Annotated in this window: 27 protein-coding genes; 21 read left to right on the top strand and 6 right to left on the bottom strand. The window is 66.1% G+C overall.

Going from position 1 to position 23545, the window contains the following annotated elements:
- Positions 1–13 precede the first annotated feature (13 nt).
- Together ACFVAJ_RS17000 and ACFVAJ_RS16995 are read left to right on the top strand one after the other, a co-directional pair.
- Positions 14–832, top strand: a complete 819-nt coding sequence (locus ACFVAJ_RS17000) for a metallophosphoesterase (protein WP_376946127.1) — start codon at positions 14–16, stop codon at positions 830–832.
- Between the two features lie 37 nt (positions 833–869).
- Entirely contained in the window at positions 870–1205 is a 336-nt protein-coding gene (locus tag ACFVAJ_RS16995) for a hypothetical protein (RefSeq protein WP_376946125.1), read from the top strand.
- Positions 1206–1212: 7 nt separating this feature from the next.
- Here the strand turns inward: ACFVAJ_RS16995 and ACFVAJ_RS16990 are convergent, their stop codons facing one another.
- A complete protein-coding gene (locus ACFVAJ_RS16990) occupies positions 1213–1779 on the bottom strand; it encodes a hypothetical protein (protein WP_376946123.1) in 567 nt (188 codons plus the stop codon).
- Positions 1780–1863: 84 nt separating this feature from the next.
- Here ACFVAJ_RS16990 and ACFVAJ_RS16985 point away from each other — a divergent pair, with 84 nt between their 5' ends.
- From ACFVAJ_RS16985 to ACFVAJ_RS16975, 3 genes are all read left to right on the top strand, one after another.
- Positions 1864–2010 (top strand): hypothetical protein, encoded by a 147-nt coding sequence (locus tag ACFVAJ_RS16985; RefSeq protein ID WP_376946121.1) that lies wholly within the window; start codon positions 1864–1866, stop codon positions 2008–2010.
- On the top strand, positions 2007–2600 hold the full coding sequence (locus ACFVAJ_RS16980; RefSeq protein WP_376946119.1) for a nuclease-related domain-containing protein: 594 nt from the start codon (positions 2007–2009) through the stop codon (positions 2598–2600). Before ACFVAJ_RS16985 ends, ACFVAJ_RS16980 begins: the two co-directional genes overlap by 4 nt.
- A gap of 166 nt (positions 2601–2766) precedes the next feature.
- Positions 2767–7146: an FtsK/SpoIIIE domain-containing protein gene (locus ACFVAJ_RS16975; protein WP_376946117.1), complete on the top strand. Its 4380-nt coding sequence runs from the start codon at positions 2767–2769 to the stop codon at positions 7144–7146.
- 61 nt (positions 7147–7207) lie between these two features.
- Here the strand turns inward: ACFVAJ_RS16975 and ACFVAJ_RS16970 are convergent, their stop codons facing one another.
- A complete protein-coding gene (locus ACFVAJ_RS16970; RefSeq protein ID WP_376946115.1) occupies positions 7208–7798 on the bottom strand; it encodes a hypothetical protein in 591 nt (196 codons plus the stop codon).
- 61 nt (positions 7799–7859) lie between these two features.
- Complete coding sequence (locus ACFVAJ_RS16965) at positions 7860–9620, bottom strand: RecB family exonuclease (protein ID WP_376946113.1); 1761 nt, start codon at positions 9618–9620, stop codon at positions 7860–7862.
- A 9-nt stretch (positions 9621–9629) separates the two neighbouring features.
- Between ACFVAJ_RS16965 and ACFVAJ_RS16960 the strand changes: the two genes are divergently transcribed.
- Together ACFVAJ_RS16960 and ACFVAJ_RS16955 are read left to right on the top strand one after the other, a co-directional pair.
- Positions 9630–10640: a hypothetical protein gene (locus tag ACFVAJ_RS16960; RefSeq protein WP_376946111.1), complete on the top strand. Its 1011-nt coding sequence runs from the start codon at positions 9630–9632 to the stop codon at positions 10638–10640.
- 55 nt (positions 10641–10695) lie between these two features.
- On the top strand, positions 10696–12408 hold the full coding sequence (locus tag ACFVAJ_RS16955) for an FtsK/SpoIIIE domain-containing protein (protein ID WP_376946109.1): 1713 nt from the start codon (positions 10696–10698) through the stop codon (positions 12406–12408).
- On the opposite strand, the gene ACFVAJ_RS16950 is transcribed toward ACFVAJ_RS16955, so the two are convergent.
- Together ACFVAJ_RS16950 and ACFVAJ_RS16945 are read right to left on the bottom strand one after the other, a co-directional pair.
- Positions 12405–12830 (bottom strand): DUF6416 domain-containing protein, encoded by a 426-nt coding sequence (locus tag ACFVAJ_RS16950; RefSeq protein WP_376946107.1) that lies wholly within the window; start codon positions 12828–12830, stop codon positions 12405–12407. The two genes, ACFVAJ_RS16955 and ACFVAJ_RS16950, sit on opposite strands and share 4 nt — an antisense overlap.
- 63 nt (positions 12831–12893) lie before the next feature.
- Entirely contained in the window at positions 12894–13199 is a 306-nt protein-coding gene (locus ACFVAJ_RS16945; RefSeq protein WP_376946105.1) for a hypothetical protein, read from the bottom strand.
- A gap of 73 nt (positions 13200–13272) precedes the next feature.
- Here ACFVAJ_RS16945 and ACFVAJ_RS16940 point away from each other — a divergent pair, with 73 nt between their 5' ends.
- From ACFVAJ_RS16940 to ACFVAJ_RS16925, 4 genes are read left to right on the top strand one after another with little or no spacing between them, the layout of a single operon-like run.
- Positions 13273–13440: a hypothetical protein gene (locus ACFVAJ_RS16940; protein ID WP_376946103.1), complete on the top strand. Its 168-nt coding sequence runs from the start codon at positions 13273–13275 to the stop codon at positions 13438–13440.
- Positions 13441–13460: 20 nt separating this feature from the next.
- Positions 13461–13979: a hypothetical protein gene (locus tag ACFVAJ_RS16935; protein ID WP_376946101.1), complete on the top strand. Its 519-nt coding sequence runs from the start codon at positions 13461–13463 to the stop codon at positions 13977–13979.
- The gene (locus ACFVAJ_RS16930) at positions 13976–14236 is read left to right on the top strand and encodes a hypothetical protein (RefSeq protein WP_376946099.1); all 261 of its coding nucleotides are present in this window, start codon (positions 13976–13978) and stop codon (positions 14234–14236) included. Before ACFVAJ_RS16935 ends, ACFVAJ_RS16930 begins: the two co-directional genes overlap by 4 nt.
- A 2-nt stretch (positions 14237–14238) precedes the next feature.
- The gene (locus ACFVAJ_RS16925) at positions 14239–14487 is read left to right on the top strand and encodes a hypothetical protein (RefSeq protein ID WP_376946097.1); all 249 of its coding nucleotides are present in this window, start codon (positions 14239–14241) and stop codon (positions 14485–14487) included.
- On the opposite strand, the gene ACFVAJ_RS16920 is transcribed toward ACFVAJ_RS16925, so the two are convergent.
- On the bottom strand, positions 14484–14921 hold the full coding sequence (locus ACFVAJ_RS16920; protein ID WP_376946095.1) for a hypothetical protein: 438 nt from the start codon (positions 14919–14921) through the stop codon (positions 14484–14486). The genes ACFVAJ_RS16925 and ACFVAJ_RS16920 overlap by 4 nt on opposite strands.
- Before the next feature lie 36 nt (positions 14922–14957).
- Here ACFVAJ_RS16920 and ACFVAJ_RS16915 point away from each other — a divergent pair, with 36 nt between their 5' ends.
- From ACFVAJ_RS16915 to ACFVAJ_RS16870, 10 genes are all read left to right on the top strand, one after another.
- A complete protein-coding gene (locus ACFVAJ_RS16915) occupies positions 14958–15467 on the top strand; it encodes a hypothetical protein (protein ID WP_376946093.1) in 510 nt (169 codons plus the stop codon).
- 56 nt (positions 15468–15523) lie between these two features.
- Positions 15524–16252: an amidase domain-containing protein gene (locus ACFVAJ_RS16910; RefSeq protein WP_376946091.1), complete on the top strand. Its 729-nt coding sequence runs from the start codon at positions 15524–15526 to the stop codon at positions 16250–16252.
- A 23-nt stretch (positions 16253–16275) separates the two neighbouring features.
- A complete protein-coding gene (locus ACFVAJ_RS16905) occupies positions 16276–17232 on the top strand; it encodes a hypothetical protein (protein ID WP_376946089.1) in 957 nt (318 codons plus the stop codon).
- A gap of 222 nt (positions 17233–17454) precedes the next feature.
- Positions 17455–17961 (top strand): hypothetical protein, encoded by a 507-nt coding sequence (locus ACFVAJ_RS16900; RefSeq protein WP_376946087.1) that lies wholly within the window; start codon positions 17455–17457, stop codon positions 17959–17961.
- A gap of 297 nt (positions 17962–18258) precedes the next feature.
- Complete coding sequence (nrdH, locus tag ACFVAJ_RS16895; RefSeq protein WP_376946085.1) at positions 18259–18507, top strand: glutaredoxin-like protein NrdH; 249 nt, start codon at positions 18259–18261, stop codon at positions 18505–18507.
- Between the two features lie 19 nt (positions 18508–18526).
- Positions 18527–18925 carry a hypothetical protein gene (locus ACFVAJ_RS16890; RefSeq protein ID WP_376946083.1) on the top strand — a complete coding sequence of 133 codons (399 nt, stop codon included), beginning with the start codon at positions 18527–18529 and terminating at the stop codon, positions 18923–18925.
- A 121-nt stretch (positions 18926–19046) separates the two neighbouring features.
- Entirely contained in the window at positions 19047–19961 is a 915-nt protein-coding gene (locus ACFVAJ_RS16885) for a hypothetical protein (protein ID WP_376946081.1), read from the top strand.
- 197 nt (positions 19962–20158) lie between these two features.
- Complete coding sequence (locus ACFVAJ_RS16880) at positions 20159–21142, top strand: hypothetical protein (protein ID WP_376946080.1); 984 nt, start codon at positions 20159–20161, stop codon at positions 21140–21142.
- 64 nt (positions 21143–21206) lie between these two features.
- The gene (locus ACFVAJ_RS16875) at positions 21207–22295 is read left to right on the top strand and encodes a hypothetical protein (RefSeq protein ID WP_376946078.1); all 1089 of its coding nucleotides are present in this window, start codon (positions 21207–21209) and stop codon (positions 22293–22295) included.
- Positions 22296–22540: 245 nt separating this feature from the next.
- Positions 22541–23269: a hypothetical protein gene (locus ACFVAJ_RS16870; RefSeq protein WP_376946076.1), complete on the top strand. Its 729-nt coding sequence runs from the start codon at positions 22541–22543 to the stop codon at positions 23267–23269.
- Positions 23270–23545 lie beyond the last annotated feature (276 nt).

Below are 23545 nucleotides of genomic sequence, written 5' to 3'. Positions count from 1 at the left end.
GAAGGAGAGCCCTGTGGAAGACCTCACCCTCCCCGGAGAGACCCGCGTCGCGATCGCTGGTGACTGGCACGGACAATCAACCTGGGTCCAGGTCATCATCCCCAGACTCGCCAAGCAGCACCCCGACGTGCAGACCATCCTCCATGTCGGCGATTTCGGGATCTGGCCTGGCAGCAGCGGCAAGAAGTTCCTCAACTCGGTCGACTACTGGGTGAAGCAGGCTCAGCAGTCCGGAAGCAAGCTCTGCCGAATCATCGTCACCCTCGGGAATCACGAAGACCACGGCCGCCTCGAAGCGCGGTTCGCGTCGAAACCCGGCGAGCTGATCAAGCTGTCCGAGACTGTGTGGGTGCTCCCTCGCCCACACCGGTTCACCCTGAACGGTGTGAGCTTCCTGTCGCTCGGAGGCGCCGCGTCCGTTGACTACTCCGCCCGTCGCGAGGGGCACACCTGGTGGCCGGAAGAGACGGTCACCGACGCTCAGGTCGACGCCGCTGTTTCCGGCGGGCCCGCCGACATCATGATCACCCACGAGACCGTGAACGGCGGCACCCCAGAGGTCGAGCAGACGCTCGCCTCGAACCCGATGCGATGGCCGCTTCATGCTCTGAACTACTCCGCAGAGTCGCGTTCCCGTGTGACGTCGGTGTGGAACCGGGTTCGGCCGCGAGCTCTCTTCCATGGGCACATGCACATCCCCGCTCGAGCGACACTTCCTGATGGAAGGACCGTCGTCTCACTCGGCCGAGACGGGCAGAAGTGGAACGTCGGAGTCCTGAGCCTGGACGGGTCGGACAGGTTCGAGATGGTCATGAACCGCAGTGGATTCTGACCTCCGCGCATGGGTGCTCCGAGAAGAAGGAGCACCCATGCCTACCCGCAGCATCCCTGAACCAGGCGCCCCGATCGTCGTCATCCGTCACGGCGAGAGCTACATGGAGCACGGCACAGTGGAGGTCGTCGACCTCGACTGGCTTGTCGACCCCGACACGTACCCTGGCGCGGGCGTCAGGTTCATCGAAGAGCTGATGATCCTCCGTAGGGTCCCCCAGGCTGTGGCCGAGGTCCGTGCCGCCGAAGCCATGCTCGAGCTCCGCTTCCCGGCCGTCGCCGCGAACCGTGAAGTGTACGAACGCCATGTCCTGACGATCGGAGAATGCGAGAGGCCATGCCCGGCATGCCTCGAAATCGAGCGCGCCAGCTGATCCCGGTCTACTCGTACGAGACGCAGGACGAACCGCCTGCTCCGCCGTACTCACGCTCCACGCAATCCTGGCCGCCTGCGGTCATCGCCGCGTAGACGATCAGGAGAAGGTGCAACCCGACCACCCACGCCACCGGAACCCAGAGCGGACCCCGAGGCGACTCCACCCGTTCACCATTCACCCACTTGCGAACAGGTGAGGCCTGCGCCACCGTGAACCCGTAGAAGAGGAACACGGCGATCGCGACAGCATCGATCAGCTGCCACGCGGTCTTTCCGAACTCCACCCCCGAAGCGGGCCCGAAAAAGAACACCGCCGCGACCACGAGCAACGGAGCGGACTTCCACACACCGGGCTCCTGGAACCAGCTGGACCTCGCCGGTTCATCCGGCAGCGCCCTGACGACGGTCACAGCCAGGATCCACGCGACAGTGCACACAGCGAGACGCAGGTAGAGGTACGCCGGGTACGGCAGCGGCGCGATCGCGACCAGGAGGATCGCCACACCGATGAGTGCCGGCAACAGGGCCGGTCGCCGCTTCACGAGCGGGAGCGGTGCAGCGATTTCGGTCATGGGCACACCATAGCCGCGACCGGGGAGGAGATCTCAGCTGATTTTCCGCGGCCGGCACAGGCGTCCGCCGCATGTCCACAACACATGGACGAGCAACGCAAACGCAACCACGAGCGCGAACAAGTCGACGCGTTCCTTCACTCCGCAGCGGGGTTCTGGACGATCGTCGGCGTACTCGCTTTCATCGTCATCGCCGGCGCCTGGAACGACATCGCGAGGCTGTTCGCTTGACCGGCCGTGTCTACGGCACTGCCGGCGGCAGCGTCCAGTCCGGGTTCGCCGCGAACGCCGACGTCGCTGCGCGCGGAGCTGAAGGAGAACGCCGCACCGCGAAGATCCTCGACATCCTCGCCAGATCCGGGGTGACCGTCCTCCATGACCTCAACATGCCTGGCACCAAGTACGCCGCGAACGTCGATCATGTCGTCGTGTCCGGCGACACCGTCACGATCATCGACTCGAAGGTCTGGCAGGGGAACTTCTACTGGACCGTCGGCGGCGCCACGTTCCGTGGTCTCCGCCGGTTCAAAGCGAAGACGAAGGCCGGTGCCGTCACTTTCCCCGCCGAGAAACGCACCCTGCCGATGGCGCGTGACCTCCTCGCAGAACATCTCGGGATCCCGAAGAGCAAGATCAAGACGGCGTTGATCATCTGGCCGACCGGCCCGAAGCCGCTGTCCACCCTGTTCTTCCGTCCGCCGGGCCGGCCGCTCATCGTCCACGGCCCGCTGCTCACCGGTGTCGTGGCCGGAGTGCTGTTCGGCAGAAGCCAGGCCGACCCTCGACTGGTCTCCAAGCTCGCACGTCTCGCGCGCCGCTGACCGACGGCCCGCCAGCCGCCGGGAACCCGAGAAACGCCCAGCGCGTGGCGCTTCGCCGCATGTCCAGAACATGCAGACCAGTGACCCCAGGCCTGCCGACCCCGCGGCGCGGTAGCGCCCGATCACCGGAGACATGATGGCAGCAGCGAGACAGCCTGAACCGACCATGAACATCGCCCCGCACGTCGCCGGGCTCGGCGCTGTCGGCGGCATCGTCGCCCAGTGGTACGGGTTCCCCGGCTTCGCGGTCGCGTTCATCGCGTTCATCGTCGCCGCCCACCTCGCATCCCCGCCGCAGCTCACCGGTGGCCGGACCAAGAACGACCCGCCCACCCCGGGGAACCCGGTCGAGCAGAAGCAGCTGAACAGCTACCGGATGTGGTCGTCCCTGAAGTGGTCGATGCTGATCCCATCCGAGACGTGGATGCCGTTCTGGCCCGGCCGCCGGCAGCAGCCGGTTTCCTGGATGGCGAACTCGAAGATCCCCGTCCTGCAGAAGCTCTCCGCGCACACCATCTCCCAGGTCGAGCACCAGTTCCTCTTCTACGCAGCGCTCGGGCTCGCCGTGATCGCCGCAGCATTCCCCACCAACGGCGTCGAGGACCTCGTCGTAACCGGCCGAGTCGCGAACGCGATCGCCTCGTACATCCTCGTGATGCAGGTGTCCGCTGCTGTCCGGCAGAACGCCGCAGAAGGTGACATCGCACCCGCAACGGGCTACGACGCGATCTACGACTCGTTCGTCACCGCTCAGGGACGCGCCCGCGCGATCGGCGCGGTCATCGGCGCCGCGGCCGCCGCGTTCGTCGCCTCACTCGCGTTCAGCATCGTCTCGACCCGGTTCACCTGGTGGCTCGACATCTACCCGGTGCAGCTGTGGCAGGTGAACATCGCTGTCGCCGTCACCGCGGCCGCGCTCATCCTCCATGCGGCGTTCCGCGGGCCCGTGCTGCAGGAATGGCGCGACCGCGTCCAAGCTCGAGCGGAATGGGATCCCCGGTGGAAGGCCGCCGAGCTGAAGCTCACCGAACCTCCCCGGCTGATCGCGCACAAGCAGGTCGCCGACGACGTCACCGTGGACACCTTCGAAGCAGCCGTGTCCGGCGGCGCCGCGGCCGGGATCATGCAGATGGTCCCGCAACTGACCCTGCTCATCGGGTCCGGGAAGAAGATCGCGATCCTCGAAGAGCCCGACGTCGACGCGAACGGTCAGCCGATCCCCGGCTCCATGCACCCGACCCGGTTCCGGATCGTCACCTGGCTCACCGGCGAACTCCCCGACCTGTCCACTGACGAGCTCCCCTCCGAGCTCGTCGAGCTCGCGTTCGCGTCCGCGGTCACCTGGGCGGTGTCTGACGACCAGAAAATGGGCCGCGCCGTCCTCCTGCAGGCCGAGTCGATCGCCGCAGGCGTCGCCGAGGACGGCGACCAGCCGCTCTGGGAAGGCTCCGACGAAGACGACGACATCGACACCCTCGACGCGCCAGCCGATACCGTCTCCGGCGCACCGGCTGAGCCGACCCCTGGCGCATGGCGGACGTCGTGGGCGTTCCCGGACGGCGCGTCGCTCGGCTACCTCGACATGGCGTCCGGCGGAATCGGCGCGTACCTCGGCGTCGAAGTGATCGTCGACGCCGAAGCGAACACCGTCTACCTCGGCGCGCTCACCTCCGGCGCCCCGGACTTCACCGTCGACGGGCTCGAGAACCGGTTCGTGGAGCTCTCCGTCCTCGCCCGGTGGGACATCCGCTGGAACGACATCCTGAAGATGGGTGCCCGGAAGCCCAGCCCGCAGTACAACGTGTACAGCGAAGCGAAGCTGCCGATCCTCCCCTCCGGACGCCTGGTCACCGTGAAGTGCCAACCGATGGTGATCCCCCAGGGCGTTTCGATCCTCGAGTACATCCAGCCGCCACGCCCGTTCGAGCCGCAGCTGTCCACCACGCTGTCCGCCGCGCCGTTCACGTCGATCACCGGCGTTTCCGGGTGGGGCGGCGTCCGCGCCGGAGAGCGCCACCAACAGGCGATCGCCGTGTACTGGTCCTCCGAGACGATTCCCACCACACCGGACTCGATCATGCCGGCGGAGATGGACAACAAGGCTGCCGGATGGGTGCTCGCCGGCCTCATCAACCGTGCGTTCGACTCCTGCAAGCTGGCACGCCCCGAGATGATCTCCGCCACCCCGATGAGCGACCGACGTTCCCGCGGTCACATGTGGAAGGTGCAGCTGAAGCTGTACGGCGGCGTCACCATCGAAGAGGTGCGCCAGAAGGCGCAGAAGATCCGCCAGGCGCTGCAGTCCCAGTTCCTCCGGGTCGCAGAGGCCGGCGACGGCATCATCACCATCGTCACCGGCTCGAACCCGAACATCACCGGGTTCAAGTACGCCGAAGCTCGCGGCCGCGGCAATCGGATGACCCACGAGGACTACGTCACCAGCCTCGACTGGGAGCAGGCGTTCCTCGTCGCGAAGGTCATCGGCGACGGCGGTGTAGTCCCGAAGCTCACCGCCACCGACGTGCTCCCCAGCAACGAGAGCGTCCAGGTTCTCGACTTCGAGATGCCGCCAGGCGTCACCCCGGGGCAGATCAAAGCGGCGTCGCAGACCCTCATGACGGCAACGGATAACCAGTACGTCGATGTGCGCAGCCACCCTGACGGCGCCAAGCATGTCCGGATGCTGGTCTCGAAGCAGCACCCGCTCCCGGAGTTCGCAGCGGTCGACTGGGACGCAGTGGACGCCGCGGACGGAGAGATTCCATTCGCGACCGGAGTCGAAGGCGAGCCCGTGGCGTTCTCCCCGAAGAAGCTGGCTCACGTGCTGGTTGCCGGCGCTTCGGGTGCAGGTAAGTCCGTGAACCTCCAGGTGCTCCTCTACGGCGCTGCCGTGCAGGACACCGAGATCTACGTCGTCGACCCGACCAAGGGCGGCGCAGACTTCGGGTTCGTCGAACCGTACTCGAAGGCGTTCGCGTCGACGGTGGAGGAAGCCGCTGCGCTGATGAAGCACGTCTACGCGGAGGTGATGCGCCGCAAGGAGCTGAACAAGAAGCACAATGCCGGCAGCTACCGCGACCTTCCCGAGGACATCCGCCCGAAGCACATCTACCTGATGATGGACGAGTTCACGTCCCTCATGCAGCCAGACCCGGTCTCGAAGACGGTGTCGGAAGACCCGGTCGTGGAGGCGGAGCGTCAAGCTCAGATCCGCGGCAACCAGGCGAAGGCGTACATCGGCACGATGACCGGAAAGGTCGCTCGTGAAGCCCGTTCCGCCGGTGTCACGTTGATCCTCGCGACGCAGAAGCTGACGGCGAAGATGCTGGATTCCATCCCGGGCGCCGGTGACCTCAAGACGAACCTGTCCCGCATGCTTCTCGGCAACGCCACCAACGGTGACCGGGCGAGCGCCCTGAAGAACTGGACCGATGCGCCGACACTCGGTGATCACATCCCGAAGGGTCGTGGGCTCTACGAAGGCGACGGCATCGCGGAGATCATCCAGTCGTGGTTCGAGCCGTCGCAGGCGACGTATTCGGCGAAGCTCGCCGAGCGTCGCGCTCCGCTCGAGAAGTCGGAGCGGGTGGACCTGCACTCGCTGATCCCGAAGCCCGAGGTGACCGGCGAGTTCGTGGTCGCCGACGACGACGGCGCACCCGCGGCCCGGCCGGCGCCGTCCCGGCCGACGAAGGCGGAGCCGGTGGTGGAGGACCTCGGATCGTTCGAGGTTGATTTCTCGTCGTTCCTCGACGAGCTCGACGAAGAAGAAGGAGACGACGTGGACGACATCTTCGGCCTGAACGAGGCCGCCGAGGCGACGGAAGCTGTGCCGGTCCGATCGAACGACCACCCGACGAAGGTGGTGTTCCTCGACGTCGACGGCGCGGTGGCTCCGCTGAAGTCGGCTGGTGACGCTGCGTGGGGCGACTGGCGGATGATCGAGGTGCCGGGCATGGGTGCGGTGTCGGTCAGCGACCGGATGCTCGCCACGATCGGTGCGATGGACGCGAAGATCGTATGGCTCACAGACTGGGAGGACTACGCGAACGACACGTTCTCCGAGCTCCTCGGCCGCGGAAGACTGCCGGTTCTGGGTCGCCGCGCTTCCCGTCACGGATGGTGGAAGCTGGACGCGATCGCCGACTACCTGGACCAGCACCCCGACGTCGAGCGCGCGGTGTGGATCGACGACAAGCTCCGTGATGAGTCACCCCTCGGGCTGACCTGGGAGGAAGTCAGCGAGGAGCTGTTCGAGATTGCCGAGGTTGAGGTGATGCTCGCTGGCACCCGCATTGAGACCGGGCTGACTGTCGAGGAGGCCGACTTCATCGACGGGTGGCTGGGCGAAGACGAAGCGGAGTTCGACGAGGATGACGGGCCGTCATTCGACATGTCGGCATTCGAAGGGCTCGACGACGACGACCTCGTGTCTTCGCCGGCGGTCCTGGAGCCCGAGCTGATCCCCGTGGACGACTTCGGGCCCGACTCGGCGCCGGCACAGCAGCGCCGGGTCGTGAACCGGGACATCCCCTCAGACTTCTGACGTCGGAAAGACCAAGAAGCCCCAGCCGGCTGGCTGGGGCTTCTTGGTTGTGCTGTGCGCGCTATGCGGAAGCGGGCGCCTTCTGCGGCACCACGTAGCTGTCGACGACGCCGAGGTCCTTCAGGTGGCGGACCACCCGGACCTTCACCTTCGGGTCTCGCGTCGGCTCCATGATCTTGAAGACGACGACACGGTGTCCGGTGAGGCCGGTCGCGTAGCGGGCGAGGTTGACGCCGTCGGCGAGGTCGGTTCGCTCCGTGCGGATCATCTCGAGACCGTCGGGCAGGTCCGGGAGCTTCTTCTTCTCCGCGCGGAGAGCCTCGCGCTCGAGGTGGATCTGGTGGACCTGCTCGAGCGTGAACTGCGGTCGGAACTCGTTGATCGGGCCGCTCGCGTTCTCGAAGTAGACGATCGCGCGCTTCGACGACGCCTCCTTGCGAACGGCGTTGATCATCGCGACGAACTTGCTCGACCCGTCGATCTCGTCGACCGCCGTGTGGAACTTCGAGGTGTCGTCGATGAGGGTGGCGGTGATCGCTCGTGCGTGAGCGAGCACCGCAGCCTCGTGGGCGTCCGCGTCGTCACCGGCGGTGCCGGCGGCGGTCAGTGCGGCGAGGACGATCTGGTCCTTGATGGACTTGTCCAGGGGCATTGCGGTGTTTCCTTTCAGGATGGATGCCGCGAGGTGCGGCTGCTTCTTCTCGGTGAAGTTGTTAGGCGGCGGCCTTCTCAGTCGCCTTCGGTGCACGCGGCTTCGGCGCCGACTTGGGCTTCGCGGGCGCGGCGGGCTTCTCGGCTGCCGGCGTCTCCGGTGCGGGAGTGGGCTCGGGCGTCGCCGCCTCGGCGGGAGTGGTGTCCTGCGCCGGCAGAAGTGCCGCGAACGAGCCACCGCTGACCTGGCTGCCGAAGTTGTACAGTCGGATGCCCTTGTTCACGAAGAACGTGGTCCGCTTCACGGCGACACGCTCCCAGTCGATCCACGCCTGCTCGTCCGTGGCCTCCCACGGCATCGGGGTGAGCGTGATCGTCGTGCGGAGGACGCCGCGGATGCGGGTGTTCAGGCCGTCGCCCCAGTTGAACGAGCCGCCGCGGAACACCTTCTGCACCTCGACGATGATCGAGGCGAGCAGGTCGGTCATGCGGTCGATCGCGTCCGGAGCGAGCGGGCGGCCGGCGTCGTGCAGGATCTCGGCCGCCATCTGCGGGACTGAGAACACGGCGATCGCCGCGTACGAAGCGCCGTTCAGCTTGTCGGCGAGCATCTGCTCGCGCGGGTTGCCTTCAGCGATGAGGTGGGCGGTGGTCATGGCTTCCTCCATGGGTGAGTCGAACTTGTCACCGGTGTCATGCGCGGGAAGCCAGTCCTGCGCCGGAGGAGCGATGTCGTTGTGCGGGATCGGGGTGTACTGCTCGGCCGTCGCCTGCGCGATCTGACCGATCACCACGGCGGCGCTCGGTGCGACCGGCTTCACCGGCGGCAGCTTCGATCCGAGCGGCTTCAGCTCAGGCCGAACCGTCGGGATGCCGAGCTCGACCGCGGTCACAGGCTGCTTCGCGACCTTCGGGCTGGCCTTGAAGTTCGCGAGCGCAGCTGCAGGGCAGGAGTTCACCGCCGGGCACCATCCGCACAGCGGGCCGGTCTTCGTCGTGAACTCGCCTCGAGCCATGATCTGGTTGTGGATGTCCCAGGACTGCCGGAACTCCTTCCGGGTGGCGTTCATCGCGGTCGCGGTGAGCGGAACCTCGCGTGAGTTTCCGAACTGGGTGTAGTGCACCGCAGCCTGTGCGGCCGGCTTCCCCTCGGCTGCGAGCAGCGCGTCAGAGTAGATGCGCAGCTGGTCGCCGTGATCGTCCCCGTACCGGTTCCGGTCGTACGGCGTCTTCTCCTTGCCGGTCTTCAGGTCGACAGCACGGAACGCGGACTTCCCGGCGACCTCGACGACCTCGACACGGTCGATGAACCCCATCGCCGGGACGCCGGCGATGTCGACACCTTCGAAGCCGAGCTCGTTCTGGAAGACGACGACGCTCTTCGGGTCGACGATCTTGAACTCGCCGAGCCCGAGACGGTCCACCTCGGAGAGCCACAACTGCTTGCGCTGCTGCCACTCCTCGGCGGACGGCTGCTCCGGGTGCTCACCTCGAGCACCCTCGGACCACATCTCCTCCGCCATCTTGAACTTGATCTCGTGGAATCGCTCCTGGGTGCGCTCCGCGGCCGGGAGGTTGTACAGCTCCTCCAGGACCGCGTGCGTGCTCGTCCCGAGCGCCGATGCGGAGAACGGGTCGTCCTCGCGGGGAAGGAGCTTCTCCACGGCGAATCGTGCGAGGCATCCCTTCATCGACTTCGACGTCGACGCGGACAGCGCTTTGCGGCGCAGTCGGCTGTCGACGACGTCTTCATCGGTCGCGATCAGCTTCACGCCTGACCACGCCACCCCCGTGACGAGTGGAGCCAGTGTTTCGATACTCATGTGGGACACATGCGCGGCGAACCGGTTTTACCGCCGGCACGCTCGGTGCGGGACAATCTGCCGCATGTCCATGTAGTGCCCGTCGAAACCCCTCGCCGGCTGAGTCACAGGAACAACGCCTCTATGGAAATCCGCCGCCGCACGTACTTCCCGACAGCCGGGGAGGCGCTGCTTCTCCCCAGCGAAGCCATCACCAGCCCCGAACGGTACGCACTCTTCGCGCAGCATTCGCTGCTCCCCCGAGAGCTGATCAAGGGGTCGCCGCTTGCCTCCACTCCGGTGCCGGCCCGACCCGACGGCCTCCGCTGGCCGGCCGAGACGAACCCGGCGATGTTCTGGCATCCGCTGCTGTGGCTGCCAGAATCGATCGCCCGTCCGGAAGCCGACGAGGAACTCGACCTGTGGGCGGTCCGGGTGTCCATGGAGCTGAACGCAGCCGGCGTCTTCGACGTCGCGACCGGCACCTGGCTCGACGTGCTCTCCACCGTCGGGCTCGACTCCGACGACCCAGCAGTGCAGTCGCGGGTGACCGCGTGGTTGCAGGGAGGTTCCGACCCTGACCTCGACCGGGTCGACCTGTCGCCGCTGTTCGTCGAAGGCGGAGGCGGTGAGGAGATCCGAGAAGCCGCCGAAGGCCTCTACGGGATCCTCCTCCCGGCGCTCTGGGCGGTCCGCGCGAACGACTTCATCTCGATGATCAACGAGCACACCTCCTACGCCGAAGAGGACATCCCAACCCTCACGTCCGACATCCGCACCGTGATCTGGCTCGCCCAGGGCATCATGGGCGACGACATCCCCACACCGGAAGGTGAGGAGTCACCTGCGGATCTGTGGGCGCGGGTGCTCGAGGACATGCAGTACTGGCCGCAGCGCTCCTACGAGGAGATCCTCAGCGGCCCGATCACGTCTCTCGCGCAGTCGTTCTACCTGATCCGTCAGGACTACTGGGCGTTCGCGCTGGCGCTCGGAAACGACGGCGCCGAGGTCGACCAGGGGCAGCCGACACCGGCCGTGTGACCCTTCTCGTGGGCGCCGAGAAACGCCCACGAGACCTGCCGCATGTCTTCGTTGCATGACCTCGAAGATCGAACAGGCAACCCTGAAACTCCCGCCGACCTTCGACAAGGACAAGCACGCGAAGCTTCTCGACAAGTGGGTCGTGAAGGAGCTCGGCGAAGGATGGGCGGTCGACCACGCCAACATCAAGGACGGCACCGTCACCGCGACCCGGCAGACCGAGATCACCGAGATCGAGCACGGAACCGGCACCCAGTCCGACACGAAGGAAGTGAACCTCGCTCGCGGGACGAAGCCGGCCGACGGCGACCGCACCGCGACGAAGCTCGAGGACCAGTACCCCGGGTACCGGCTCACGAAGTTCGAACCGTACCTCGGATGGGCGCGCCTCACGAAGATGTCCGACGACACCGTCCGGGCGCGCGGCGCGATCGCGCAGGTCCTCGGCGTGAAGCCCTGGGAAGTCCAAGTCACCGACCGCGCCGGCGGCGGGTTCCACATCGAGCTCCCTTCGTCGAAGTACTCCAGCGCGAAGCATGACGACAAGCTGCAAGCCACCGTCGAGACCGACATCGGCCGTGACGGCTGGTACATCAAGACGAACCCGCAGAAGCTCACCGCGGAGATTATCCCGTCCGACCCGCCGACGTTCCCGGGGATGATTCCATACCCGTTCGAGCGGAAGGTTCCGAGGCTCGTCCCGGCGGACGGGCAGTGGGCGAAGATCCCGTTCGGGCAGAAGCTCGGCGTCGGCCAGGAGAGTGGCGATGATCTCGACGTCGACCTTGCCGCGGCCGCGCACGGGTCGATCGCCGGCATCTCGAACGGTGGCAAGACGGTCGCTGTGAACGGGTTCATCTACGGACTGCTCGCGCGCGGGTTCGAGCTCGCCCTGATCGACGTGAAGCACAAGTCGACGGACTTCCTGTGGGCGAAAGACCTGTGCCGGCCGGGCGGATGGGGCTGCGAGTCGATCAAGGCCTCCGTGGCGACGATGTCGCTCGCGATTGAGGAAGCTGAGCGGCGCGCGAAGATCATCGCTGAGCACGGGGTCCAGAAGTGGACCGAGCTGCCGGCCGAGCTCGGGATCCGGCCGATCGCGATCATCCTCGACGAGGTGACCGCACTGTTCCTTCTGGAGGAGGTTCCGAAGGGCCTCCCGAAGGATCACTCGCTCGTCACTGAGGCGATCCAGGCGAACCTCGAGAAGCAGATCCTGAAGAAGCTGGTGGGTCGCGTGGCAGCCGAGTGGCGTTTCGCGGGGCTCCACATCTTCATCTGCACGCAGATGGCCCAGAACAACACCGGCATCCCGCCGACCATCAAGATCAACATGGGCAACAAGTTCCTGTTCGGCTCGAACCCGAACGACGCGAGCCGCGGTCATGCGTTCTCGGATGCTCGTGCGGTTCCGAAGGTTCCGGTGAACATCCAGAACGACTCGAAGGCGAACCGCGGTGTAGGCGCTGCCGAGCTCGAGGGCCAGCAGGCACCGTGTGTGTTCAAGGCGTTCTTCGCGACCACCGATGACTACCGGCAGCACCTGCTTCGTCGCGGCGTCCCGCAGACCGACCGGCCGGAGCCGACGCCGACCGAGATCGCCAAGTACATCCCGTCGCTCGACGAGGGATACGACGACAGCCCCCGGCCGAAGTCGCGTCTCGAGACCGAGGGCGGCTTCGGTCACGACCCGATGCGCGACGAACCGCGCCTTCGGGGCGCCGCGGCGGCCGCGCACGCGCTGAAGTTGGCGGAGGCTGCCGGCTAGTATCCGCGCACGCTCTTGAACAGCGCGGCTGCGCCGGGGTCCATGGAGTAGTTCTCGCGGTCCCAGTTCCAGACGCCGTGCCATCCGTCTGTGATGAGGCCTGCCTTCTTGACGGCGGCGCCGGCGCGGCCGAGGACGCCGGCGACTCCGTGGCCTCCGTTCTCGAGATCGGCGGCTTCGGCGAAGTCGGACGGGCTGAACGGCTCGTCGGGCGCTTCGATCATCAGGTCGAACATGACTCGTGCGTTCGGGCTGAGGTAGCTCCAGATGCGGCTGGCGATCTCGGCGGCGCCGGGCTGGTCGTACCAGGGCCCGGCGGTAGGTGAGGGGTTCGTGCTCGCGGTTTCGCCGAGCCAGTCTGCGAACTGGCGGTAGAAGTCCGCGAGCCGGTCGTCGGGGACGGGGATCGTGATCTGAGCCATGAGATACCTCCGAGTTATTTCAAAACACTGACATCAGAAGGATAGGTCGCGATCTGAGTTATCTCAAGAGGATTCTGAGGTATTTCCAGTCAGCGTGGGCCCTTCAAGCTGCGCGGCCAACTCCTCCCGTCGCCGGCGCATCGTGTACCGCTTCACCCAATCCTTGTAGACGCCTTTCGCCGGGTAGTCGACGATCTCCCACCCGCGCCCCGAGTGCGCACGCATGTCGGCTTCGCTGGTCACCTCGAGCACCACCCACTCGGCGGTTTCGGGCGTCTTCTTGAGCGCCTTCCGCTCTCGCTTCGCGTACATCTGGTCGAGGTTCTCCTGGTACGCCTCACGGAAGGTCTTGCGTTCGGGCTTGGCCATGCGGCGATGCTACCGGCCCGCTCGCTCGGGCGGGCCGCGCATGTACGATCCCCAAGAAGAACAGGAGACCCCGATGGCCACCACCCTCCGTGAGTTGCTCCGTGAACTGAAGAAACTGGACCGGGAGCACCCCGAGCTGCGCGACAAGCAGGTCATCTTCTATGACGGATGGAACACCGCCACCATCTCGGGGAAGATCTCGCACGGCCAGCACGTCGTCATCGAGGGCGGGCCCGAGTGACGTCCCCGTCCGGCCCGCGCATGTCTCACCTCGAGAGAGGGAGAAGCATGCTCGCAACCGACCTGACGGAGCCTCGCGCCGTCACCCTCCGCGACTTCTGGCTGGTCCAGCCGGTGGAGATCCGCACGGAACCGTCCGAACGCCACGAGGGGTTCGACCGAATCTTCCGCCTTCCCTACGTCGGCTCGTCTGAGTTCGAGGCCGGCGGGCAGAACAAGTCCCTGCGCCGTCTTCGCGACGCAGGGGACGTCACGATCGTCGAACGTCACGTGACGCACGACGGGACGACCGCCACAGTGTTCGTCGTGACGAGCGCCGCCCTTCAGGAGTCCGCGTTCGCGGCGATGCAGTCCTGGGTCGACGACCAGCTGTACGCAAAGGAGCTGCACTGGTTCGGCCAGGCGATCGCAGACGAACTCCCTGAGTGGCATGACGACCTCGTCGCCTGGTGGGCTTTCACCGGCGACATCTTCTGGACGCTCGACCGCAGCACTGCGGAGACGCTTGCCAACACCATCACCGGACAGGAGCCCCGATGACCGACGCGACCACCAACGACGCAGCCGCGCCCGAGGAGAAGCTCGCCCAGATCACCGAGCAGCAGCTCGCGTACATCTACGAGAACATCCGGGAGGTGCGGATCACGATGGACAACGTCCTCGCGTCGGCCACCAACATCATCGAGCTCGGCACCGCGATCAAGGACATGAGGGACGCCGTCAGCGACCTCTCGACGTACCACCCGGACTACGACGACCGTCGAGGCACCATGCTCGAGCTGGTCGACGAGGACTGACCGTGCCGACCACCATCACCGTCCCCGACTTCTGGATCCTCTTCGACGCCGACGGCGTCGCGCAGGCAAGCATGTACGGGGTGTTCTCCGCTGGTGACGTGTTCGCGACCGCCGATCAGGCGTGGAAGCACATCGCCGGGGACACCAAGAAGGAACGCGACAAGCACGAGCGTGCCGGCTGGTACGTCGCCCCGATCTCCAAGGAGGAATGGGAGTCGTACTTCCTGGAGGGTCGCCTGCACGTCCGCTAGGCGGGCAGCCAGCCGTTCTTCTCCCATTCGGCCTGCTGGCCGCCGACCGCGACGAGCAGGCCGTTCTGCGTCATGTTGGTGCGACGACCGTTGCTCCACAGCATGTACACGACGTCGTGCTCGCGATGCTCGGCGATCGGGGTGAACCCGGTCTGCCAGGCGATGTCTTTCGCTGCGACCTTCACACCGAGGTGCTTCCGAGCGCACTGCAGCCCGACCGCGGCGCCGTCATGGAAGTGGACCACCCAGCGGAGCCCTTCGCGGTTGCAGTGGCCGCAGACCCCGTCACCTTCGGCGTCTTCGAGGTACGCGATCCGAGGCTTCTCAGCAGGGTGCAAGGTGACCGCGGCCGCCGTGTTCGCCCGTCCGGTGAACTGGCCGCCGGTGCCTGCCGGCGCACCCTGAGGTGCCCGCTGCTGTGCTGTGATCGTCATGACCTGGTACGTGAGCGGCCGCACACGTGAAGAGGCATGACCACGACCAGAACCATCCGCGACGCCCGCAACAACGACCACTCCACCGCCGACGGCCGGTTCGTCGATAAGCACCACTCCCCCGCCGAGGTGAGCCTGCTGTTCGTCGACCACGCCCAGGCGGTCAAGACTGAGCTGGACAGGGCTCGGAACGTGTACCGGAGCGTCGAGCGACAGATGAACGAGTCGGCCGCTCGAGGCGTCGCACTGCTCGCCCGTGCCCACTTCCCTGACGCCGCGACGGTGACCATCACGCACTCCGAGATCGCCCCGAACCACCCGTACGTGAACCAGATCCTCGACTTCGGCGGCAACGAGCTCTGGAACCAGATGGACGACTTCCTCAGCCATGAAGAGGGCGGCGCCGTCCGGCCTTCCGAGTTGACGAACAAGCTGCAGGAGATGACCGACAACATCCTCAACAAGTACTCCGCCGAGGAGGACATCTACGAGCCCGGCCGGAACCGGGGCGTCATCCTGATCGAACGGTGGCTGCCCGGCGAGTAGTTCCCGCGCATGTGTGGGAGGCACCCCCGCCTCCCCCAGCAAGGATCAGCCTCCGCATGCTCAACGGTCTCCGCCCGAACGTCACCATCACCGCCACCCACAAGCTGGTCGGCATCTACTTCGGGGTCGGGCTCGGCCTCGGCGCTGCGCTCGGCGTCGGGGTGACCGCCGCGTTCGCTGCCGGCGCCGCCGATCCCACACCGGCTCGCACTGCCCCGGCCGAGAGCACCCCGATCCCGGTGAAGCCGAAGGAAGGACCTGAAGCCGGTCCCGGGAACATCGACGGGAAGCCGCTCACCTCGCAGGTGCAGGCGCAGATCGACTACGTGCTCGCGCACTGGCAGGACACCAGCTCGAGCGAGTACGGGTTCCTGTCCGATTCCAACTGCGTGAACTTCGCCTCCCAGGGACTCCTCTCGCGAGGATGGCAGATGGACGCGGAGTGGTGGACGTCGAAGGACGAGGAAGGCTACATCGACCACGGCAAGCCGTGGGTGTCGTCCACCCTGTTCCGCGACTACTTGCAGGCTCACCCGGAACGCGCCACCCAGCTCACCGACGCGCAGCGAGACCAGGTGAAGGTCGGCGACATCGTCCAGTTCGACTGGGACGACTCCGGCGACCGGGACCACACCGGCACCGTCACCCGAGTGGAGAAGACGTCGAAGGGCGCGGTGAAGGTGTACTTCGCCGGGCACACCGACCCGACCGACTTCCGCTCCGTCGACGAGTCGATCACCGAGCTGCACCCCGGCGCGGCCGTCTACTACTGGTCGATCGTCTGACCTCCGCCGCACACAGAGTCGATATGACCAAGCCCATCGTCGACGCTCGCGGCAACCTGCACAGCACCACCAACGGCCACTTCTCCGAGAAGGGGCAGACGGACGCCGAGGTGTCCCTCGCCCTCGCCGGGGTCACCGCGGTCAGCATCGTCACTGCCGCTGACCAGGAGCGCGCCGCCTGGCTCGTGCAGGACCGGATCGACAGCATCCCGCAGTACGCGCTCGAGCTCGATTTCACGAACGCCGAAGACACGCTCACCGCTGAGGAAGCGAACCTCGTCCTCGCAGGAACCCCCTGGGAGGCGTCCGCTGCCGTCCGCGACCGGCTCGAAGACCGCCGGCTCCGCGCTGCTGAGCGGCACGCCCGGAACGCAGCCGGCGATGTGGGAGTCGACTTCGACCAGCTCCACCCGGACGACCGGGACCTCATCATCGACCGGGTCGAATCCCGACACCTGTGGGACCCGATCGTCGCGATGACGAAGCACTCCCCGGACAAGACGTTCCGCGCACCGATCAGCGACCCGCTTCTCCTCGAAGCCGACGGTCACGATGACATCGAATCGGACACTGCAGCCCGCCAGGAGGTACTCCTCGGCATCCTCGGCCGCGCCGGCGCGGACCGCGACGACACCGCCGTACGAAACGCGGCTGCCGCGCTTGCCGGCGCGCCGATCTCATGGGGCCGAGCCACCCAGGTGGAGATCATCTGGGAAGGCGCCGTCGACGACGCAAGACTCCTCCCAAGCACGCTCGAGCGTCGCATCGCGTTCGTCGGCGCCCATGTCGCCGTGACGGACACCGACACCGGGCAGACGTCCGTCGTGCAGGTCCCCCGCCTCAACGTCACCCTCGACGACGAACGACCCGCCAAAGTCGACGACGGTGCCTGGACGGCGACCCGTGGCGAGCTGCCCGAGTCGTTCCGCCCGAAGCTGATCGAAGCAGAACCGACAGTGCCGCTGATCCTCGGACGGTGAGTTTCACCGAACCACCGGACTTGCCGCATGTCCTTCTTCTACCCAACCCCGCGCAAGGAGACACCGAATGTTCGGCGAAGACCACACCCTCGACTACTTCCCCAGCCGTGAGCAGCTGGAAGACGACCTCAACTTCTGGGGTGCACCGGGCTCCGCGTGATCCCGCGCATGAGTTCAGCACAGGAGTGCCCTGCTCCGTAGACCCCGCAAGGAGGGATGCCGATGGCTTCCGTCATCACCGATGAGATCGCACCACCCGCACGCACCGACGGCACCAGCTGGCCGTACGTCCTGAACACCAACGACCATGCGGTGTACGCCGACTCCGTCACGGAGATCGTCGCCGCCCTGATCGAAGGGTACGCCGACGTCGAGGACAGCTATCGCGGCGACGTGGACGCCTGGATGCGCCGTGTGGTCGCTGCTGGCGAACTGGCGGAGAAGGCACAGGCCCAGGCGATCGCCGCGGTCGAGCTGTTCGACCTCGCCGCCGCCAGCGAAGACGTCGCCACCGCGCTGCTCGCACCTCGAGGTGTCGCCACCAACCAGTTCGCCGGCAACTGGGGCGGGCCCGTCCCGCTGATCCTCGTGTCGACGGACTACGCCCCGTACACGGACGTGCCACTCCCGACCGGAGACGTCACGTTCCTCGACCCGACGAACGAGCAGACGTTCGTGAACAGCTACGCCGAGCTTCACGGCTACGAGTTCCACGCCCTGCCCGGCTGACCCTGACCGTCTCCGCCATCCAGCGGAGGTTCTCCGCCGCAGCGGAGGTGATCCGTTGCCAGCACCTTTCCGACCGAGAAGTTCTCCACCTACCCGTGGAGGTGATCCGTTGCCGACGCCCGGCTTACCGGAACGTTCTCCGCCCACCCGCGGAGGTGAAATCACAGCGCTCCGCGCATGTATCTGCCGAAGAGAGCGTGGCGATCCGACACCCGGAATCAGCCGCACACAGATAGATCACGACCAACAAGCGCCCTCTCCTCCGAGGGCGCTTTTCTCACCCGAAAGGCACCCGACATGTCCGTCACCGTGTACACCAAGCCGTCCTGCGTCCAGTGCAACGCCACCTACCGCGACCTCGACTCGAAGGGCATCGCCTACGAAGTCATCGACATGTCGGTCGACGAGGCCGCCCTCGAGAAGGTGAAGGAGCTCGGCTACCTGCAGGCCCCCGTCGTCATCACCGACGACGACGACTGGTCGGGCTACCGTCCCGACAAGATCATCGAGCTCGCCAACCGTCAGCGCGAGCTCGTCGCGGCGTAACCGGAGCGGGAGGGGCAGCGTGAACGAGGTCATCACGATCGCAGGGTGGAACCCCTGGCCGCTGCTTCTCCCGATCGTCGTCTTCGTCGCCGCCTCAGTGGCGATCATCACCGGGAAGCGTCGCGTCTGGCAGCGCCAGATCGGCTTCGTTCTGGCCGTCGCCGCGGCCGTCGCCATCCCGATGACCTGGGTCGCCTCGAGCGGCGCCTGGGACACCGAGCAGCGTCTCGCAGCGTTCACCGATGCGGGATACTCGGACGTCCATTTCGGCGCTTCCACCCGGATGGCCGACACCGAACTGCCGGACATCACGTTCACCGCCACTCGTGACGGCGCCGAAGTGTCCGGCGAGCTTCGCCACCTCGGAGAAGACCAGTGGGCGATCCTCGAGCTCGAAGCCACCGTCCTCCGAGAGTGACACCGCTCGGACTCAGACGCAGGTGATCCTCCTGGTGATCCTGCCTTCGCCTGCCGGCACCCGACTTGTTCGGGGGCCGGCAGTTGCGTTTCAGAGCATCCCCGCCGCACACGTACGAGGAATGCCTCAGACACGAAGTGACGCCCGCGGGAACCTTCATGCCGTCACCGACGGGCGGTTCTCGTTCAAGAACCAGTCCGCGCCCGGGATCACACTCACCCGCGACGGGATCTCCGAAACCCAGTTCGAAGCTCGCCAGGCCGCACTCGCGGCAGCGGGATACGTCCCGGCCTCGTCCCCGAACACGTTCAGTCCGACCAACCCGTACGACGACGGCTACCCTCAGCTGCCCTCCGCCGACGCCGGGCGCCGAGTGCACCGCGCCACGTACCGCGGCACGGACATCTCTGTGCAGATGCCTTCCGCCGCAGCGGTGAAGCGGTTCTCGTACAACCACGGCGGCACGTTCGAGTTCCCCGTCACCGGTGATTTCCCGGGTGGGAAGATCACCGGCACTGTGCGCGTCACCCAGAACGGTGTGAACGAATGGTCCGTCCAGGGGCTCGGGTTCCCCGCCGGCAACGCCGAGCTCATCGCGGAAGCGATCGGCGCGGTCCTCGAGGCACGACGTCCAAGCCTGGCGGTGGAAGACGCTGCACAGCTTGCGCGACGCCGCGCAGAGCGTTTCGCCGCTGCCGGCAGCCGTGTCGACGGACCCAAGGCAGACTCTTCGTTCATCTCCGCCGCCGGGTACGACCGTGCCCGCGGGGTGATCGCGATCAAGGTCCGCGACAAGCTGTACGGCTATCGGGTCACCGAGCAGGTCGCCCGTGCGTTCTTCACGGCAAGCTCCGTCGGCGCTGCGTACAACCGGCTCGTCCGCGACGGGAAGAACGGCAGCCGCCGTGTCGACATCCGTGAGTGCCCGTCCTGCCACCGGTTCAACGTCGGCGACAGCGTCCACCGCTGCCCGTCCAAGCACCTGCCGGCACCTTCCTCGAGCGCCCGGAAACGGCAGCTCGTGGCCGCCCGCTGACCAGTTTCTCGGACACCCGGTTTTTCGCCGCATGTCCCTTTTCCGAGGCCAGCAACACCGGCCTCCGGCTGGGCCAGCCGGACCTCCCCTCCTCAAGGGGCGCTGTCAGGCGCGGGGTCTATCGACAGCGTCTCGAGGGTTGATGGGAAAGCTGGCCCAGCACTGATTCGCCACCCGCACCTCGAATCGAGCATCGAATGACCTCCGACACCAACCCTTCAGAGAAGCCGCAGAACGAGCTGAGCTTCGACACGCTCCTCGGCCTGGGTGGCGGAAACGCTCCTGAAGAGGTGGACCTGTTCCCAGAGCAGGACCCGGAGCCGAAGAAGCGGAAGCCGGTCCCCCGTCCGGTCAAGACGGCCGCCGCGGTCGTTGCGATCGCCGCGGTTGTCGCGAGTGTCTCCGTTCCTGCTCTCTCCGCGATCTTCGACGCGGTGAATGTCGCCAGCGCCGACTCTGGAAACGCAGCCGCGATCCAGAACACTCACTCCGATGCTGCTGTCGGGCGTGCGAAGGAAGACATCCGTGCGCTCGTCGCGGTCGGGAAGCTGACATCCGAGGATGTGAAGCTCACCGTCCCCGCCGCCCAGCTGAAGTCGTACAAGCAGGCGTACGAAGCCGCAGCCGAGGCTGCTGAGAAGTCGAACGACCTGCTTGACCTGACGGTGAAGTACCTCGACCTCCATCGTCAGTTCGACGCGCTGATCGTCACTGTCGTCGGTCGCGCTGAGGCTGACCTTGCGGCGAAGTACGACGTGAACCCGGGGATGGTCGACGGGCTTCGCGACAGCGTCACGAACCTCAAGGGGATGAAGGCCGGGGACGAGCTGGCCATCTTCTGGCTGCGGGAAACCGCGAAGGATCGCCAGTCGCTCCTGCAGGCACAGCACAAGCTCACCCAGGAGAAAGTCGCCGAGAACCGGAAGAAGGCGGAAGAGGAGAAGGCCCGGAAGAAGGCCGAACTCGAAGCGCAGGAGAAGGCCCGAGTTGAGCGACTCATCGACGACGCCGTGACCAAGGCTGTCGAAGAGGAGCGAGCCCGCTGGGAGTCGAAGGTCCACGACGACACCAAGGACCCGGAGGAGCCGGAGAAGGAAGAGCCGAAGCCGACCCCAACTCCGACGCCGACCCCCACCCCGACTCCGACGCCGCCCCCGGGCGAGGAAAAGCCGAAGAGCTGAGCCGGAGGCTGCAGGTTTCGCCGCATGGCTTCTCTCTGACTTACGAATCGAAGGAGCCCCGCCTGTGACCGACGTTGACACCACCGAGCTCGGATCCCCGGCGCAGCAGCCCAACCCGTGGTGGAAGCGTCGCCCGGTGTGGCAGGCAACAGCCGCAGTGATCGCCGCGGCTGCCGTCATCGCGAGCATCACTGTTGTCGATGCACAGCGAAGCGCCGCACTTGACGGAGCGACAACCGCATACACGGCCGCTGTCGACGAGCTTCGCGGGGACCGTCTCAGCTCGTACAGCGCACTGTCGATGGCTCGGGCCTCCATCGCGTCCGGCTCCGCCACGATCGCGGCATCCGACCAGAAGGTGCTCGACCAGGCGACCCGCGAAGCCCTGCAGAAGGTTCTCGACGACGGGGCAGCCGAAGTGAAGGCGGCCGAGAAATCGCTGGAGAAGGCGTTCAGGAAGAACCTGAAGATCGACCCAACCGACGCTGATTTCTGGGAGAAGCCAGACGAGTACAGGGCCGCCGCGAAGGCGGTCGTGAAGCTTGACGGCACGGTGTCCGAGAAGGTCACCGGTCTTCCCAAACAGATCCGCGAGGCCCAGGCCGCCGTCAGCGAAGCAGTGAAGGCGTGGGAGGCGGAGCAGGCCAGGATCGCGGCCGAGAAGAAGGCTGCGGAGGAAGCAGCTGCAGCCGCGGCGGCCGCCGCTGCAGCTGCAGCCGAGGAGGAGTCCTGGTCGGATGACTGGTCCGACGACTGGTCGGATGACAGCGCCCCGCAGGCTTCCGGCGGAGGCGGCGGCGGCGGCGGCGGCGGCGGCGTTGACCACGTCGAGTACGTCTGGACCACAGGCTTCCAGAGCGAGATCGACGCGTGCAACGGGTCGGTGAACGTCACCCCGAACTACGGAATCAACGGGATCGCCGAGCACTGGTCGTGCGGAGGCTGGGACTTCCCGACTTGGGCTGGTGCGATCGTTCGCGTCGAAGGCTCCTCGTTCGCCGGGCTCTACCGTGTGGAGGGGATCGCTGCGATCCTCAACCAGGCGACGAATACGACAGCGGACCTGCCACGCGGATTCGACCTCGTCTACCAGACCTGCCTCGATGGCTCGAGCGCGCGCATGGCGATCGTCGGTATGACCAGGATCGGCTGAAGTACCCTCAGGAATTCTGTCTCAGCATGTCGAAATTCTCGATTCATGCGCGACGCGACGAATTTGCACCGACCACATGGTCGGTCGCGACGAATTGACGCGCGGGCAACGATTACCGCCTATTGCGAATCGCTAGCCGGGGTAGCATTCACCGACGTAATCTCGACTTGAGCCCTACCTCAGCCAGACCCGGAGCCCAGCGCGATCGTCCAGAACAACAGATCGCCCAAGCTGAAGGAACACCGATGGTGGTCGAGAAGAACCATCCGAGCGAGAGCAACGCGGGCGCCGGCGAAGTTCCACCTCCGGTCAGGATCGAACCTGAACAAGAAGGACGCAGGAGCGACTTCCCGATGCACCTGATCCTGGACCTCACCAGGACACCAACGTCGAGCCTGCCCTCGATTCCGAAGTACGGCACTCCCACGGTGTTCATGGTCTTCAACGACGGGCTGCAGACCCACCTTCAGTATGGGAGCGGGGTCATCAGATTCTGGCGGAAGCTCGCGAAAGCCGGCTCCGATCTGCGCAAGCCGCTGCAGTACGACGACCAGTCCAATATCCTCGGCGACCTGAGCGAAGAGGAGCGGAAGACTGTCATCGACTTCGGCAAGGCGCTTCACGACAGGGCTTCCGAGGTTCTGAACGATGCCCTCAAGCGGGCGTTCGAAGACCCGGTGCTCGGCGGACGATTCGTTGCGATGGTCCGAGGAATGCTCTATGACCCGGTCACAAATGAAGGCGACAACGTTCCCGCTTCGGCTGATGCTCGAGCGGTGCGTGGAATGAGTCTCTGGACGGGATGGTCGCTCCCCCAAGAGCCGATCGATGCAACCGCTCCGGAAGTCGAAGCGGCGGTCGGAGTGATCGCAGACATCCGGCACTGGGCTCTCGTCCGCGGCGTGAACTTCGAGGATCTCCTGGCCGATTCCGAGGCCCTATGGCAGGAAGAACGACAGAATCCTCTTCCTTAGGTGAGTCGCCGCATGTCTTCACGACATGACTGGCCCCCGTCCTAGTAATCCCGTACTCGAGCTGCTGCAAGCAACGCGTCCGAAGCTCCCGGAAGCGATCCTGCCGAAGTCGATCGATGTCCCTGCGCCAGCGCCAGCCGAGATCGCGGATGAGCTCCCCGCCGCTGATGTCACGGTGCATGAAAGAGACGGTGTCCGGTTCAACGCGATCGGTGAGGTTCTCAGCCTGCCGACGGATCGCGCCCCGCTCGGGTCCACAGAGCTTCCTGCGTTCAC

Origin of the sequence: Agromyces sp. NPDC057679 (assembly GCF_042799635.1) — a bacterium.
Classification (GTDB): domain Bacteria; phylum Actinomycetota; class Actinomycetes; order Actinomycetales; family Microbacteriaceae; genus Agromyces.
The sequence above is the reverse complement of the archived record's forward strand: the minus strand, read 5'-3'. Positions and strand labels throughout refer to the sequence as shown.

Coding starts and splice junctions, on each gene's coding strand:
- ACFVAJ_RS16900 (WP_376946087.1), top strand. CDS start 17,455: ATGGCTTCCGTCATCACCGATGAGATCGCACCACCCGCACGCACCGAC.
- ACFVAJ_RS16950 (WP_376946107.1), bottom strand. CDS start 12,830: ATGGCTCAGATCACGATCCCCGTCCCCGACGACCGGCTCGCGGACTTC.
- nrdH (WP_376946085.1), top strand. CDS start 18,259: ATGTCCGTCACCGTGTACACCAAGCCGTCCTGCGTCCAGTGCAACGCC.
- ACFVAJ_RS16935 (WP_376946101.1), top strand. CDS start 13,461: ATGTCTCACCTCGAGAGAGGGAGAAGCATGCTCGCAACCGACCTGACG.
- ACFVAJ_RS16915 (WP_376946093.1), top strand. CDS start 14,958: ATGACCACGACCAGAACCATCCGCGACGCCCGCAACAACGACCACTCC.
- ACFVAJ_RS16945 (WP_376946105.1), bottom strand. CDS start 13,199: ATGGCCAAGCCCGAACGCAAGACCTTCCGTGAGGCGTACCAGGAGAAC.
- ACFVAJ_RS16990 (WP_376946123.1), bottom strand. CDS start 1,779: ATGACCGAAATCGCTGCACCGCTCCCGCTCGTGAAGCGGCGACCGGCC.
- ACFVAJ_RS16955 (WP_376946109.1), top strand. CDS start 10,696: ATGACCTCGAAGATCGAACAGGCAACCCTGAAACTCCCGCCGACCTTC.
- ACFVAJ_RS16965 (WP_376946113.1), bottom strand. CDS start 9,620: ATGAGTATCGAAACACTGGCTCCACTCGTCACGGGGGTGGCGTGGTCA.
- ACFVAJ_RS16975 (WP_376946117.1), top strand. CDS start 2,767: ATGAACATCGCCCCGCACGTCGCCGGGCTCGGCGCTGTCGGCGGCATC.
- ACFVAJ_RS16920 (WP_376946095.1), bottom strand. CDS start 14,921: ATGACGATCACAGCACAGCAGCGGGCACCTCAGGGTGCGCCGGCAGGC.
- ACFVAJ_RS16970 (WP_376946115.1), bottom strand. CDS start 7,798: ATGCCCCTGGACAAGTCCATCAAGGACCAGATCGTCCTCGCCGCACTG.
- ACFVAJ_RS16995 (WP_376946125.1), top strand. CDS start 870: ATGCCTACCCGCAGCATCCCTGAACCAGGCGCCCCGATCGTCGTCATC.
- ACFVAJ_RS16930 (WP_376946099.1), top strand. CDS start 13,976: ATGACCGACGCGACCACCAACGACGCAGCCGCGCCCGAGGAGAAGCTC.
- ACFVAJ_RS16910 (WP_376946091.1), top strand. CDS start 15,524: ATGCTCAACGGTCTCCGCCCGAACGTCACCATCACCGCCACCCACAAG.
- ACFVAJ_RS16905 (WP_376946089.1), top strand. CDS start 16,276: ATGACCAAGCCCATCGTCGACGCTCGCGGCAACCTGCACAGCACCACC.
- ACFVAJ_RS16870 (WP_376946076.1), top strand. CDS start 22,541: ATGGTGGTCGAGAAGAACCATCCGAGCGAGAGCAACGCGGGCGCCGGC.
- ACFVAJ_RS16880 (WP_376946080.1), top strand. CDS start 20,159: ATGACCTCCGACACCAACCCTTCAGAGAAGCCGCAGAACGAGCTGAGC.
- ACFVAJ_RS16985 (WP_376946121.1), top strand. CDS start 1,864: ATGGACGAGCAACGCAAACGCAACCACGAGCGCGAACAAGTCGACGCG.
- ACFVAJ_RS16885 (WP_376946081.1), top strand. CDS start 19,047: ATGCCTCAGACACGAAGTGACGCCCGCGGGAACCTTCATGCCGTCACC.
- ACFVAJ_RS16940 (WP_376946103.1), top strand. CDS start 13,273: ATGGCCACCACCCTCCGTGAGTTGCTCCGTGAACTGAAGAAACTGGAC.
- ACFVAJ_RS16960 (WP_376946111.1), top strand. CDS start 9,630: ATGCGCGGCGAACCGGTTTTACCGCCGGCACGCTCGGTGCGGGACAAT.